10 protein-coding genes are annotated in these 14,744 nt (G+C 66.5%); 7 read left to right on the top strand and 3 right to left on the bottom strand.

Annotated features, from left to right (window positions below; genetic code table 11):
- Nucleotides 1–42 precede the first annotated feature (42 nt).
- The 6 genes from BN973_RS02125 (at nucleotide 43) to BN973_RS02150 (ending at nucleotide 10,872) form a co-directional block, all read left to right on the top strand.
- A complete protein-coding gene (locus tag BN973_RS02125; RefSeq protein ID WP_139830356.1) occupies nucleotides 43–3,192 on the top strand; it encodes a hypothetical protein in 3,150 nt (1,049 codons plus the stop codon).
- Nucleotides 3,193–3,221: 29 nt separating this feature from the next.
- On the top strand, nucleotides 3,222–3,551 hold the full coding sequence (locus BN973_RS02130; RefSeq protein ID WP_036465610.1) for a DUF2710 family protein: 330 nt from the start codon (nucleotides 3,222–3,224) through the stop codon (nucleotides 3,549–3,551).
- 40 nt (nucleotides 3,552–3,591) lie between these two features.
- Nucleotides 3,592–5,088 carry a type VII secretion protein EccB gene (gene eccB, locus BN973_RS02135; protein WP_036465611.1) on the top strand — a complete coding sequence of 499 codons (1,497 nt, stop codon included), beginning with the start codon at nucleotides 3,592–3,594 and terminating at the stop codon, nucleotides 5,086–5,088.
- Between the two features lie 7 nt (nucleotides 5,089–5,095).
- Nucleotides 5,096–9,175: a type VII secretion protein EccC gene (locus BN973_RS02140; RefSeq protein WP_036465613.1), complete on the top strand. Its 4,080-nt coding sequence runs from the start codon at nucleotides 5,096–5,098 to the stop codon at nucleotides 9,173–9,175.
- 179 nt (nucleotides 9,176–9,354) lie between these two features.
- Nucleotides 9,355–9,660, top strand: a complete 306-nt coding sequence (locus BN973_RS02145) for a PE family protein (protein ID WP_232232009.1) — start codon at nucleotides 9,355–9,357, stop codon at nucleotides 9,658–9,660.
- Nucleotides 9,661–9,666: 6 nt separating this feature from the next.
- On the top strand, nucleotides 9,667–10,872 hold the full coding sequence (locus tag BN973_RS02150) for a PPE domain-containing protein (protein WP_051641078.1): 1,206 nt from the start codon (nucleotides 9,667–9,669) through the stop codon (nucleotides 10,870–10,872).
- 17 nt (nucleotides 10,873–10,889) lie between these two features.
- Here BN973_RS02150 and BN973_RS02155 read toward each other — a convergent pair whose 3' ends face one another.
- Together BN973_RS02155 and BN973_RS02160 are read right to left on the bottom strand one after the other, a co-directional pair.
- Nucleotides 10,890–11,663 (bottom strand): TIGR03084 family metal-binding protein, encoded by a 774-nt coding sequence (locus tag BN973_RS02155; protein WP_036471933.1) that lies wholly within the window; start codon nucleotides 11,661–11,663, stop codon nucleotides 10,890–10,892.
- Nucleotides 11,664–11,673: 10 nt separating this feature from the next.
- On the bottom strand, nucleotides 11,674–12,960 hold the full coding sequence (locus tag BN973_RS02160; RefSeq protein ID WP_036471934.1) for an MFS transporter: 1,287 nt from the start codon (nucleotides 12,958–12,960) through the stop codon (nucleotides 11,674–11,676).
- 144 nt (nucleotides 12,961–13,104) lie between these two features.
- Here BN973_RS02160 and BN973_RS02165 point away from each other — a divergent pair, with 144 nt between their 5' ends.
- A complete protein-coding gene (locus tag BN973_RS02165; protein WP_036471935.1) occupies nucleotides 13,105–13,710 on the top strand; it encodes a YqgE/AlgH family protein in 606 nt (201 codons plus the stop codon).
- On the opposite strand, the gene BN973_RS02170 is transcribed toward BN973_RS02165, so the two are convergent.
- Nucleotides 13,707–14,720: a bile acid:sodium symporter family protein gene (locus BN973_RS02170; protein ID WP_036465614.1), complete on the bottom strand. Its 1,014-nt coding sequence runs from the start codon at nucleotides 14,718–14,720 to the stop codon at nucleotides 13,707–13,709. The two genes, BN973_RS02165 and BN973_RS02170, sit on opposite strands and share 4 nt — an antisense overlap.
- Nucleotides 14,721–14,744 lie beyond the last annotated feature (24 nt).

Raw genomic sequence — 14,744 nt, forward strand, 5'->3', positions numbered from 1 at the left:
AACTCACCGTCGAGCGTGGAGGCGAGAATGTACAGTTTCCTGTTGGCGCGAGCGGTAGTCATCGCGCTCGGATTGATCGCCACGGGTGTGGTGATCGGCTCGATCGAGGTGCGCGGCGCGTTTAGACCGAAATGGACGCACTACACCTTCGGAGACCCCGGATCCGCCATTGGCGACGTCAGGTCGGCATTTCCGACGGCGTTGCAGTGCAACCTTTGGTGGATCGCCGCCTATGGAACGGTGTTGGCTGGCTGCGCGCTGTTCTACCGCGCTCGCGCGGGCTCCAAACTAGGCGGCCAAGCGGCCAACTTCATCGGTGCCGCTGCCCTGATCGCGGTGGCCGCCAACCTGATCGAATGCCGTCTGGTCTCAATCATGTTGACCCACAGCGGAACCGCTTGGCGCACCGCGGCCGCCGCCGCGGCCACCATCAAATTCTGCGCGATCGCGGTGGCGGCCTTCGGGGTAGTTGCGTTCTTTGCGATCCTGCTGCGCGACGCGTTGGGCACCTGCCGCCGGGCATGGACGTGGCGGCGCACTCAGCAGGCGTCGATCCGCGAGATATTGCGATCGCTCAGAATATTCCGATGGATGGGCTTGGGTTCAACCGATGGGCCCGAACCAAAGCCATGGTGGGATAAAGTGCTGGCGTCCAAGGCTTTACCGGAACCGACAGAAGACCAGGAGGCCGTCAAAGAGGCGATTGGAGACTCCGGTCAGGCGTTCGACGACGTGCTCAAGAACCAGCAGAGCTGGCGGCGGGCCTACAACGTCCCCGGCGTCACGACGGCGTTGAAACACCGAACGGAACCGCTTCGCGCGCTTTGCCTTTCCGGCGGGGGCGTGCGGTCGGCGTGCGTGGCGATGGGCGCCATGCAGGTGTTCTCCAAACCATCCAGCGCGACCGGCCCCGCGGCGAACTCCGGCACCGGTAGCGCCCAAGCGCCAACATTGTTGGACGGCCTGGACTACGTGATCTCGGTGTCGGGCGGCGGATACGCCGCCGGGGCGCGGCTGCTGGCGGTCCAAGGCCAACTAGTCGACCCCAAACAGAAGCGCGAAAAGCCTGGCCGACTCCGGCCAAAGCGGAACATCGCCAACATCTCGCAGCGGTTCGAGGACGGGTCGGCGGAGTTCGACCACATTCGTCGAGGATCGAGTTATCTCGCCGATTCACCGCTGGGGTTGGTCCGGGCCCTCGCCGAAGTGCTCAAGAATCTAGTGGCCTCGCTGGCGATAATTTTCAGCGTCCCGGTTATCGCGGGGTCAGCGGCAGGTTTTCTGCTGGCCGACGTCCCGATCGCCGCCTTCCCACCGGTGTCCGGCAAGTCCACGGCCGCCGGCCCGAACACCCCCTCGTCGGCGTCACTGGTCACCCACCCCGCCGCATATTGGGCGCTCGGATTATTTGCGGTCTTCGCCGTCGTCTGTACCGTCTTCGTGCTGATCACCGAGTGGCGATCGAACAGTCGGTGCAGCGAGCGCCGGATGGCGCATGCGCTGGGCATGGCTCGCGCGAGCGCCGTATTCGCGCTGGTGATCTTCACGCTGACCATCGCATTGCCCGCATTGATGCTGCTCTGCTCGGCACCTAGCAGCCACACACCCTCCAGCGCGGGCGGCGCATTCGCCGCGCTGTCCGGTGTCGTCGGGGTCAACTACGTTGCCGCGCTGGTCGCGATCATCTGGCGCGACCGGCACAAGCTGACCAAGAGCGCCGGCGCGCAGTCGACGCCGCGCCTGCTGAAACGTCTGTTGCCGCCGGAGGTCATCTCGCTGTTGCTGACCCTGGCCACCTTGGCCCTGCTCTCGGTGGTGTGGCTGGCACTGTTGGGCAGCTTCGCCGCCGGCGCCTTCCAGTACTGCACGCAAACCGGCTGGGGCGAGCACTTCCTCAACGTGCCACCGGCGGTGTGGTGGTTGGGCGGGCTTGCGCTCGCCTCGTTGTTCCTGGGGTTTGCCGACGTTACGTCGCTGAGCCTGCATCCCTTCTATCGCCGTTGCCTGGCCCGCACCTTCGCCGTGCGGCGCGGAACAGACGGGGCCGTGCGGTACGACGACGCCGAACCCACCTGGCTGCACCTCTACGGCCGGACGACCAACGGCCCGAAGTTCGTCTTCGCCTGCTCGGCCGCCATCTCGGGCCCGGACAAGCCCGCGCCCGGCCTCAACGCGGTCTCGTTCGTCATGAGTGCGGATTACGTCGGCGGACCGGAGCTCGGCTGGTTCCATACCGACAAGTTGTTCCAAGCCTCATCGCCGCGGATCCGCCGGGACCTCACGGTGGAGGCCGCGGTCGCCGTGAGCGGCGCGGCGTTCGCCTCGGCAATGGGACGCCAGAACAAGGGTGTCGAGAAGTTGCTCGCCGTTTCCGGCGCCCGCCTGGGGACCTGGTTGCCCAACCCGAACTTCGTTCGCCAACTCAAGAACTCCACCGGCTCGAACGGTTCGGCACCCGATCCGCTTCCTCGGGTATGGCCGAAGTCGCTGCCGAGCATCCGGGGCGGGGGCTACCTGTATCGAGAAATCCTCGGTATCAACGACCGCGACGCGCGGCTGGTGCAAGTCACCGACGGTGGCCACTACGACAATTCGGGCCTCGTCGAGGCGCTACGGCGCCGCTGCAGACTGATCATCGTGATCGACGGAGGAGGCGATCCACCGCCGCTGCCCGTCGGCCTCACGGACGCGCTTCGGTTGGCGAGATATGAACTGGGCGTGGTGGTTACGTTGAACCGCACAGGTCCATACTCCATCGAGGGCATCACGCCGGGATCTGGAAAACAGTTCGCCCGCGACAACGCGCTAGCCGGCCTGAACAGCCGCATCACCCGCGGAGCGGTAGTCCGGGGTGTGATCAAATATCCGGCGGCGGCGGGCCTCGACGAGAGCACCGGGACCCTGATTTTCGCGAAGGCGGTGCTGAGCGAACGGTGTCCGTTCTGGCTGCTGTCGTATGCGGCGTCGACCGCGATATTCCCGCACGATCCCACGTCCGACCAGTGGTTCAGTGAAGCGCAGTTCGCCGCCTATACCTCGCTGGGCCGTGTCATCGCCGAAGAGGCGGTCGGGTGCCTGCGAGTTCTCCAGCCGCACGATAGCCACAACGGTCGAGGCTCCGCGGTAGGTGATGGGTTGCCTCCCGCTCCCCCGCGCCCGCCCGTGCCCGTCACCAGTCAAACTGTGAATTGACGCTGCTTGCAGGGCTCGATGATACTGACATGGTGGCGGGGCCGGGTGGTCGCAGCGAACAGAGCGACCTGAAAGACCGAGATCTCGTCGAAGCGGTTCTACGTGAATTGAGCGAGGCAGCCGACAAGTGGGAAGCCCTTGTCGCGCAAGCCGAGACGATCACGTACAGCGTGGACTTGGGGGATATTCGCGCCGTGACGAATTCCGACGGCAAGTTGGTCGAGCTGTCGCTGCATCCTGGGGTGATGACCGGCTACGCCCACGCAGAGCTGGCGGACAGGTTGAACGTCGCGATCGCAGCGCTTCGCGAAGAGGCAGAAGCCGAAAATCGGGCCAGGTACGGCGGCGAACTGCATTGATGTCGGTGTCTGGGCATCGATCGCCTGAAGGAGACTGACCGTGCCACTCAATCTGTCCAACCGGGACCAGAATTCGGGGCACCTGTTCTACAACCGGCGGCTACGCGCTGCGATCACCCGGTTCTCGGTCCGGATGAAGCACGACGACCGCAAACAGCAAGCGGCCGTGGCGCTGTCGATCGTGCTCGTTCTCATCGGCGTCGGGTGGATGGCGCTGCTTCATGTCATGAAGCCCTCCGGCCTGGTCGGCCAGGCGTCGATCGTCGGCGATCGCGACACCGGTGCGGTTTACGCGAAGATCAACGGCCGGCTCTATCCCGCGCTGAACTTGACCTCGGCACGGTTGGCGGTCGGCAGCGCCGGCGCTCCGACCTGGGTCAGAGCCAGCGAGATCGCCAAGTACCCAACCGGTCCGATCATCGGCATTCCCGGTGCGCCGGACAGCCTGCCGATCACGACGAGCGCCGAATCGGCCTGGGCGGTTTGCGACGCCGCCGCCGCCCGAGGCAGTGGAACCGCTCCGGTGGTGACCGCGATCGCCGGCCAGCTCTCCCCCATCGGGCGGGCGGAGCCGATGCGCGCGAAGCAGGCCATCCTGGCAACCCACAAGGGTGCGACGTACGTGATCTGGCACGGGCAGCGATCCCGCATCGATCCGGCCGACCGGTCGGTGACCTTCAACCTCGGCCTCGACCCCGGTGTGACCTACCCGATCGAAATCTCCAACGCTCTGTTCGACGCGATGCCCTCGACGGAACCCATTGTGCTGCCGGTCATTCCGGGCCGCGGCACACCGTCGCGATTGCTGCCCGGCTCCATCGTGGGCAGGGTGCTGCAAACCCGCGACGCGAGCGGCACCGTCAACGGTTTCTATGTGCTGCTGCCCGACGGCGTGCAGAAAATCACCAGCTTCGTGGCGGACCTGCTGCGAACCGCGGATTCGGAGGGCTCGACGACGCCGACCCTGGTCGCCCCCGACAAGCTGATTCAGATCCCGGTGGTCGATGTGCTCGACGTCGACTATTACCCCTCGGAGAAACTGGAATTCGTTGACACGTCGGCCAACCCGGCGACCTGCGTGGGCTGGGAGAAGCAATCCGGTGACCCGCAGGCCAGGATCACGATCCTCAGCGGCCGGGGGTTGCCGATTCCGATCGGCATGGATTCCCGGGTCGTTCGCCTGGTCCGCGACGACCGAGACCCCAATTCCGCTGAGGCACAACAAACGCTGCTGCTACCGGGTGCGGCGAACTTCGTGACGACGACCAGCGGCGTCGCGACGGCCGACAGCCGCGAAAGCCTGTATTGGATTTCACCGCAGGGGGTTCGGTACGGAATTCAATCCGATCACGCCACCTTGCAGGCGCTGGGCCTGGATGCACGGCTGGCGGTGCAAGCACCGTGGCCGATCGTGCGTACCTTCGCACCCGGGCCCGCGATCGGCCGCGACGCTGCGCTGGTGGCGCGCGACGCCGTCTCGGGTAGCGGTGCGGTGGCGCCGATTCCCGATCTCAACGATTTGGCAGGCGGGGGTTAAGTAAACGATGTCCAAGCGAGGTTTTGTCCGTGGCGCGCGCCAGGCCCCGCCGAACGTCCCGCCGGTGCGCATCGCGGTCGCCGCACCGTTGGCGCTGCCCGAGCGTGAACCGCGAAACATCCTGCTGATGATCGCGATCCCGGCGCTGCTCGTCGGAATCATCGGCACGCTGGTGGTGATGTACGCGTCGGGGATTCGTTCCCTGCAGTCGGGCTTCTTCCCGATGATCGGTCTGGTCGGGTTCGGCACGCTGATGTTCAGCGGGCGCTTGGGGCGCGGTCGCCGCATCAGTTGGGGCGAACAGGAAAAACAACGCCGTGCCTATTTGCGCCAGCTCGACGAGGACCGCGACGAAGTGCAACGCGCGGCACACGAGCAGCGACGCAGCCAGCTCTTCGTGCACGGCGACCCGCAGCAGCTGGACACCGTCATCGGTGGGCCGCGGATGTGGGAACGGCGCCCCGCCGACCCGGATTTCCTCGACGTCCGGCTGGGGATCGGGATCCAACAGGCCAGCGAATCGGCGGTGTCGCTGCAGTGGCCCGACGTCCCGATCGGCGAAGAGCTCGAGCCCGTAACCGGCGGTGCGCTAAGGGATTTCATCCTCGAGCAGAGCAAAATCCGCGGAATCGGCAAGGTGGTGAGCCTGCGGTCGAAACCCGGCTTCAGTTTCATCGGCGACGATCCGGGCGAACTGCACAGCCTCGCCCGTTCGATCCTGTGCTCGCTGGCCGTCTACCACAGCTCCAGCGATCTGAAAGTCATGGTCGTCACCCGCCATCCCGAGCTGTGGTCGTGGCTGGTGTGGCTCCCGCACAACCAGCACGACGAGATGTTCGACGCATGCGGGCTGCGCCGGTTGATCTTCACCTCCCCCACCGAGCTGGAAGAGGCGCTCGACGCCGAACTGCACCGCAAGGGCCGAGGACCGTGGGCGCCACCGGTCGGCATGAGCCCGACATCCATGCCGTCGCCGATAGAGTCCGGCACCGGTCTGGCGCTGGGACCGCACTGGGTGATCGTCGACGACAACGTCGGCACCCCGGAGCAGTGGGAGGGTGTGACCGGGCAGAAGGGCATGGCCGGCATCACCGTGTTGCGGCTGGCCACCCGGGCCGGGGTCGGTGTCGGATTCACCGATGACAGTGAACGTTTCACTCTTCGCGAGGGCAGGCTGGCGCACCGCGGCACGTTCTATGCCGTGGCGGACATGCTCGCCGAAAGCACCGCCAACCGGTATGCGCGGGCCATTGCCCGGTGGTCGCCGATGAGCGCCGGAGAGCTGTCGGAGACCGACAGCCAGGGCGGTGAACTGCTGCGCGCGCTCGGTATCAGCGATCCTCGGGAGCTGGACGTCGACCGGCTCTGGGGCGAAAGCCGTGGCCGCGGCGACCACAAATGGGCGATGATGCCGGTAGGCGTCAAGCAAGGCGGCGAACTGCAGCAGATTATTCTGCGCGCCAAAGACTTTGGTGGCTTCGGGTTTCACTCCGTGGTGATCGGGACGTCCGGTTCCGGCAAGTCGGAGTACTTTCTGTCACTGTGCACGGGTATCGCGTTGACGCACTCCCCCGAGACGTTCATCGTGATCTTCGTCGACATGAAATTCGAATCCGCGGCCCAGGACCTACAGGGGTTCCCCCACGTCGCGGGTTCACTGTCAAACCTGGGCAAGGACGACCGCCATCTGGCCGAGCGCATGCGCAAGGCCGTCAACGGCGAGATCGCCCGGCGGTACCGGCTTTTCAACCAGGCCGGGGCCCGCGACGCCAACGAGTACGAAGAGATGCGGCTGGCCGGTCGCGACCTGGAGCCGGTGCCGATTCTGCTGGTGATCATCGACGAATACCTCGAGTTGTTCATCCATCATCCGGAGTGGATTGATCTGGTCATCCACATCGGGCAAGAGGGCCGCGGCTGTAACGTCTTCTTCACGCTCGGGGGTCAGCGGCTGGATCTGTCGTCGCTCAGTAAGGTCAAGAGCAACATCGCTTTTCGGGTGGCTCTGCGCGCGGAAACCGCGGAGGACTCCCGCGACGTGATCGGTAGTGACGCGGCACTGCATCTGCCGTCGAAGGAGAACGGCTACGCGTTGCTCAAGGTGGGGCCACGCGACTTGGAGCAATTCCGCTGCTTCTATGTGTCGGCTCCGTTCGTGGTGCCCAAGCGCGCGGTCAACGTGAATAAGACGGTGGCCATGAGCTTTTCGCAGCCGCGAACGTTCACCTGGGCCTACCAACCGCTCAGCGAAGCCGACAGCGAAGCGCTGGCGGTCGCCGACGAGCCCGAAGAGCCCGATGAGTTTCTGTTCCATGCCGACGGGTTCCGGAAGAAAAAACTGGTCGACGTGATCCGCGAGTCGCTGATGTCGCACAGCGCGCGTCCGCCTCACCAAATATGGCTCCCGCCTTTGGAAGTCAGCGAGACGATGGACGTGCTGGTGGCCGGCTGGCGGCGCAAGCCGTGGTACGTCGACTACGGGGAGAATCCCGGTTTGGTGTTCCCGGTCGGCGTCGTCGACATCCCCGAAGACCACGCGCAGCGGGTGCACGCCATCGACGCCGAGATGGACAACATCATGGTGGTGGCGACCGCTCAGCGCGGCAAGTCGACGACGTTGATGTCATTGATCACCTCCGCGGCGTTGATGTACCGGCCCGAGCGGGTCACGTTCTTCTGCATCGGGGCTTCGCTGTATCCCGTCGAGGAGCTGCCCCACGTGGCGTCCGTCGTCAGCCAAACCGACAAGGAAGGTGTCTCGCGGACCGTCGCGTCGATCGAGGGTTTGATCCTGGCCCGCGAGGTGGCGTTCAAGCAGTACCAAATCGACATCTCCGAATTCCGGGAACGACGATTCGGGACCGAGCGGGAAGGCGGCACCGATCCCGCCGACAAGTTCGGCGACGTCTTCCTCGTCGTCGACAACTTCAGCGACCTCTACGACAAGGATTCCGCGATGGGAGACCGGTTGGTCTCGATCGCTCGCCAGGGCCTGTCCTACGGCGTCCACGTCGCGACCACTGCCACGGCGTGGCTGGTGGGGCAAAAGCAGGCACTGGTCAACGTGTCGAATGCGCGTATCCAGCTGCGGCTGAGCAACCCGGACGAAACCCAGATGGGCGAGGGCCTCGAACGCCGCAAGGCCGCCCGCAACACCCTGGACCGGCCCGGGTTCGGCGTCACCCGGGAGGGTCACGAGCTGCTGGTCGGGGTCCCGGAGATCATCTCGGCCACCGGCGAACGGGTGCCTACCCGCCAACTCGGCGCGGTCATCGCCGAGATGACGGGTGTCGGGCGGCTGGAGAAGTTGGCGCGGCTGCCCGAGCAGATTCAGCTCTCCCAGATCATCGCCGCGTTCGCGGACACCGATGTGGCGTCGGACCCGTTCAATGTGCCCTTCGCCATCGGCGAAAGCGCCTTGCAGCCAACGTATTTGCCGACCCGAACGGTGCCCAGCATGCTGGTGCTGGGACGGCAGCTGTGCGGAAAGACGACGACCCTGGCTGCCTTCGGACAGGCGGTGATGAGCCGGTTCGGTCCCGAGCAGGCGCAGATCACCATCATCGACCCCAAGACGTCGCTGATCGGCAAGATTCGGGGACCCCACGTGCGCGCATACGCCTACACCGCCGACGACATCGACACCGTGATCGAGGGGTTGGCGGCGATCATGCGCGACCGCCTTCCGCCCTCGGGGCTCAGCCAGGAGGAGTTGCTGAGCCGCAGCACCTGGGCGGGCCCGCACCATTTCCTGTTGATCGACGACGAGCAGGAACTGCGTCCACACGGTGCGATCGGCAAGGCGGCCGCGAGCGCTCCGCTGTGGGGGCTGATCGAGCGCAGTCGCGAGATCGGCCTGCACGTGATTGCGTCGCGCTTGCCCGGAAACTGGGCCGGGGTTTCCGTGACGAATCCATTCCTGCAGAAGATGACGAGTTCGCGCGCGCCGACCCTTTTCATGGACAATGACCCGGCGACGGTAAAAGTGTTCGCCCGGGTCAGCGCCCAGCAACTGCCGCCGGGGCGCGGCTTGCTCGTCACCACCGATGGTGCGATCGAAGGCGTGCTGGTAGGCACGCCGGAATAGGCCGATCCGCGGCGTCAGCCGAGGTTGCGGAAAAGGTGAATCGACAGCTGCCGGCGACCACCCTAGAATCGGGCCATTCCGCGATCTTTCCGCGGACACAACTTGCCTGGTGGGGAGCCAGCCAAAGGGGGTATACCCCCACGGATGAAACCGGGCATTTGGAAATACGGAGGGTCAAAATGAGCGGGCTGTTTGAAATGGTGCCGGGCGCCGTTGATTTGTCGGCGGCGACGGAGGGGGCGATCAGCGAGGAGATGGCGGCCACCACCGCCGCCGGGTCGGCAGCGCTGACCGGCGTGCTGCCGATGGCTCCGGACGCCGACTCCGCGGAATTCGCCGCCGCGCTGAACGCAACCGGTGCCGCCTACTTGGCGACCGCGGCCGAGCACGCAGGGCAGCGCGCCGCCTTCTCGGGTGCCCAGGGTCTTGCGTCCGCCACCGGTGTCGTCACCGACGGACTGAACGCGGCCGCGAGCGCGCTCTAACCGACAATGGCCGATCCCAGGTGGACAGGTCCTCCCGAGATCGTCGCCCAGATCTTCGAGGCCGGCAATCCGGCGTCGGTGCTTGCCAACAACGCCGTGTGGGTCGCCGAGACCACGAATCACGAAGTGGCGGCGGGCCTTTCGAGCGTCAACGCCCTGGCCACGGCGGCGCATTGGCAGGGCGTGGGCGCGATTGCCTCGATGATCACCAGTACCGGCCTGAATGCCGGACTGCAGACCCTGGTGGGCTGGACCGCGGAAAAGATCGGCGTCACGACGGCCGCCGTCGAGGCCTTCACGATCGCCAGATCGTCGGTCGTCCCGTCCTTGATGTCGTTGACCAATCGGCTCGAGTGGGACGTGTTGTTCCACACCAATTTCTTCGGGCAGAACACGATGGCCATGGGCGAGCGGGACGGCGAGTATTACGGCCATCACTGGCCGACCAACTCCACCATCGGTTGGGCCTACGCCACGACGCTGGCCACGCTCACCGCGGCGTTGGCTGTTCCCCCACCCGTCGCACCGATGGGCGCCTCGCCGGCCGGGCCCGCGGCGGCCGCCTCGGCCGTGGGGCAGGCGGCGGCGCAAGCCGGCATGAACGGTGCGACGCAGGTGGGTAGCCAAGCCACGCAGGGTGCGGGCCAGGCTGCGGCCGCACCCGCCGAGGGCGGCAGCCAGCTCAGTTCGCTGATGCAGCAGCCGCTAGAGATGATCTCCGGCCTGACCGAGCCACTCCAGCAGGCCGTCAAGGCCCCGATGGACGCTTTCCAGGGGATGGCCAGCATGCCGCAGGGTCTGCTTCAGTCGATGACGGGAGCGTTCTCGTCGGCCGGTGCGGGCAACGCCGGAGCAGCGGGTGCGGCCGCCGAGCCCGCAATGCTGGCCGGGGCTACCGGTCCGCTGGGCGGCGCGGCTGGAGGCGGCGTGGGCGGAGCCGGTGGCTTCCCGGGTGCCGGCCTGACCAGCTACACCCGTCCCACCAGCAGCTTCGAGCCGGAGACCGGCGGCAGGCCGACCAGCCTGCGGGCCGGGGTGCTGAATGCTTCCGAGCTGCGCGGCCCCGCCTCGCCGACCACCACCGCCATGGGCGGTTCGCCGATGCCGATGTCGCCGGCCGGCATGCTGGCGCAGGGCAAGGAAGGCCAAGCCGACAAGGACGTCACCCGCGCGCGTGTCGTCGTGGGCGGCCGGCCGGACGACGAGACCTAGCGGCGGCTTCCCAGCTCCTATCGACCGGGTCCCGGCGGGCCGGCGAAGGCCTGCGCGATTTCGAGCCAGCGCCGGGCGTCGGGACCCTGCGCGGTGATGTCGAGGGCGCTGAGCGGACGGCGCTGAGTCACCAAGAAGCAGAAGTCCTCGGCGGCGCCGGTAACCCGTTGGGCCGCATCGGCCGGGCCCCAGGACCAGGTGTCGCCGCCGGGTCCGCGCAGCTGCACCAGAAACGGCTCGGACGGCGGGGTCAATTCGTTGACCACGAACGCGTAATCGCGCGTGCGCACCCCCAGATGCGCGATCGAGCGCAGCCGATCGGTGGGCGCCCGCTTGACGCCAACAGCGTCGGCGACGTCCAGCCCGTGCGCCCAGGTCTCCATCAGCCGCGCGGTGGCCATCGACGCCGGGCTCATCGGCGGCCCGAACCACGGCAGCTTGCGGCTCTCGTCCACGGTGAGCAGTGCGTCGTGCAGCCGCTGCCGGGTGGTCCGCCAATCGCTGAGCAGTTCGGCCGGCGGTCTGACCGCCAGCTCCTCGGCACCGGCGTCGACGAAGCCGACGGGGTCCTGCATGGCGCTGGCCAGCACCTCGGCGAACCCCGCCTCGTCGGTGACCGACAGCAGTGCGACCCGATCCGTCCACAACAGATGCGCGATCTGGTGTGCGACGCTCCAGCCCGGCGACGGCGTCGGGTCGGACCAGCGCGCCGCGGCCAGGGGCGCCACCAGCGCGTCGAGTTCGTCGCTTTCGGCACGCAGGTCGGCCACCATCGGCCCGGGATCCGCCATCTTGACCTCCTTACCGACTGACCACCGGCTGACCGCGTCGGCCGAGGACACCGTGCACGACGAGCCCGGCCAGATAGAGCGCCGACCCGAAAAGCACGAACGTCGGCGCACGCCCGTCGGTCGGGATCAGCAGCGCGGCCACGGTGATGGAGACGATGAACGACACCCAGAACAACGCGTCCTGCACCGCGAACACGTGGCCGCGCAACGCGTCGTCGACGTCCATCTGCATGGCCGAGTCCGCGCACAGCTTGACCACCTGGCCGGTGATACCGAGGAAGAAGCTGCACGCCACCATGACCGGCAGCATCAGTCCGGCCCCCGCGACCTCGATCAACGCGGCCGCAACCAAGGCCCCGTTCACCGCCGTGTAGCGGCCCCAACGGCGCACCGTCGGGGGCGTCAGCAGGGTGGCCAGGAAGGATCCCAGGCCCGACGCGGCGAAGAACACCAGCGCAATCCCCAGGCCACCGACCGCCGGGTTCTTCGCGTGGTGCGCCAGCAGCAGGATCACCAGCGAATTGATGCCCACCACCATCCGGTGCGACGCCAATCCGGACAGGGCGGCAGCGACCGTCGGCGTGGACACCACCGTGCGGGCACCGTGCAACCACCCGGTGATCACCGCGTAGATCGCCGATCCGTGGATCGCGCGCTGGGTGTCGTCCGGCCCGAGCACCCGGGGGCCGAACCGCAGCGACAGCAGCAACGCGACGGACACCGGAATCAGCGTCATGAAGATGATGATCGACGCGCCCCGATCGCTACCGCCCACGAAAAAGCGTGGTATCAGCATGAAGTTGGCGCCGAAGAACGCCGCGATCGCGCCCGAGGCGGTGGCGAGCGAATTCATCGCCACCACCTGTTCGCGCGGCACCACGTGCGGCAGGGACGCCGACAGCCCGGAGGCCACGAACCTCGAAAAGCCGTTGAAGAGCAACGCCCCCAGCAGCAGCGACATTTCGCCGGCGCGCACCGCGAGAATCGTGCCGATCACCACGATCAGGACCAGGCGGAACGAGTTGGCGCCGACCAGCACCCACCGGCGGTCCCACCGGTCCATCAGCGCCCCGGCGAACGGTCCCAGCAGCGAATAGGGCAGGAACAGCACGGCGAACGCGAACGCGATCGACAGGGGGTCGGCCGCCCGGTCCGGATTGAACAGCAGCGCGCCGGCCACCGTCGCCTGGAAGAGCCCGTCCCCGAACTGACTCGCCATGCGCAGCGCAACCACCCGCCGGAAATCCGGCATGGCGCGCACCGACTGCCACAGTTCGATGGGTGCGCGCGAGGGCATCCGGGTTTGGAACACAGAACCGACTTCCATGATTTGGCTGGACAGAGATCGTCTCACTCGACGCCGCTGTAATAACAGTACAAATACTTACGGGCGGCGTTTTGTTTGTGCCGAGCGATGCTACGGGAGTGCGATGATGGACTGATGCCGCAGCCAGAAGATCCCGAAGACTACGTCGCACCCGCTGCTCAGCGGGTGCGTGCGGGTACTTTGCTGCTGGCCAATACCGACCTTCTCGAACCGACGTTTCGGCGCAGCGTCATCTACATCGTCGAGCACAACGACGGCGGCACGCTGGGCGTGGTGCTCAACCGGTCCAGCGAGACCGCGGTCTACAACGTGTTGCCGCAGTGGGCCAAACTCGCCGCCAAGCCCAAGACGATGTTCATCGGCGGGCCGGTGAAGCGCGACGCCGCGCTGTGCCTGGCCGCACTGCGGATCGGCGCCGACCCGGACGGGGTACCCGGTTTGCGGCATGTCGCGGGGCGGATCGTGATGGTCGACCTCGACGCCGAGCCCGACCTGATCGCGCCGATGATCGAGGGCGTCCGGATCTACGCGGGGTACTCGGGCTGGACCATCGGTCAGCTCGAAGGCGAGATCGAACGTGACGATTGGATTGTGTTGTCCGCGTTGCCATCTGACGTTCTCATCGGGGCGAAGGAAGACCTGTGGGGGCAGGTTCTGCGTCGTCAGCCGCTGCCGTTGTCGTTGCTGGCGACCCACCCGATCGACGTCAGCCGAAACTAGGTCTCCTCCCCTACCTCCGACCGCACCGGCGGCAACGACGTTTCGTCGGCTTCACGCGCCAGCCTGCTGGCGATCACCGCGCACACCACCAGCTGGATCTGGTGAAAGATCATCAGCGGCAACATGGTCAGGCCCACGATGTTGTCGGGGAAGAACACCAGCGCCATCGGCAGCCCGGACGCCAGACTCTTCTTCGACCCGCAGAACAGCAGCACGATCGCATCCGCGCGGTCGAGCCGCGCCAGTCGGCCGACCACGGTCGTGGCGACCAGCACGATGGCCAGCAGTACCACGGCGACCAGGGACACCAGGATCAGTCGCCACAAGTCGACGCTGACCCAGATGCCCTGCACCACGCCCATCGAGAAGGCCGTGTACACGACCAGCAGGATGGACCCCCGGTCGACGATCTTGAGCACCGCGGCGTAACGGCTGACGAACCCCGCGATCCATGGCCGCGCCAGCTGACCGGCTCCGAAGGGCAGCAAGAGCTGCACCACGATGTCGCGGATCGAATGGCCATCCACGTGGACGACGCCGCTGGTATTCATCAGCAGCACCACCAGCAAGGGGGTCAGCACAATGCCGAGAATGTTCGACAACGAGGCACTGACGATGGCGGCCGAAACATGGCCCCGCGCAATCGAAGTGAAGGCGATCGACGATTGCACCGTCGACGGGACCAGGCAGAGGAACAGCACGCCGTTGTAAAGATCGGTCGTCAGCACCGAGGGCACCAACACCTGAGCGGCCAGCCCCAGCAGCGGGAAAAACACGAAGGTCATGGACAGTACGAGCAAGTGCAATTTCCATTGCCGGACGCCGTGCCAGGCCTGCTGCGGTGACAGGCGCGCGCCGTACAGGAAGAACAGCAGCGCGATCGCGGACTCCGCGGCGACCGAGGCCGCGTGCGCGGCGTCGCCGTGGGCTGGGAAGAGGGAGGCAATCGCCACGGTCGAGGCCAGGGCCAGCAGAAACGGATCAAAGATCGTCGACAAGCGCCTCAGCATGGTGGCCTATCGCACGACTTCGTG

Source organism: Mycobacterium triplex, from assembly GCF_000689255.1.
GTDB lineage: Bacteria > Actinomycetota > Actinomycetes > Mycobacteriales > Mycobacteriaceae > Mycobacterium > Mycobacterium triplex.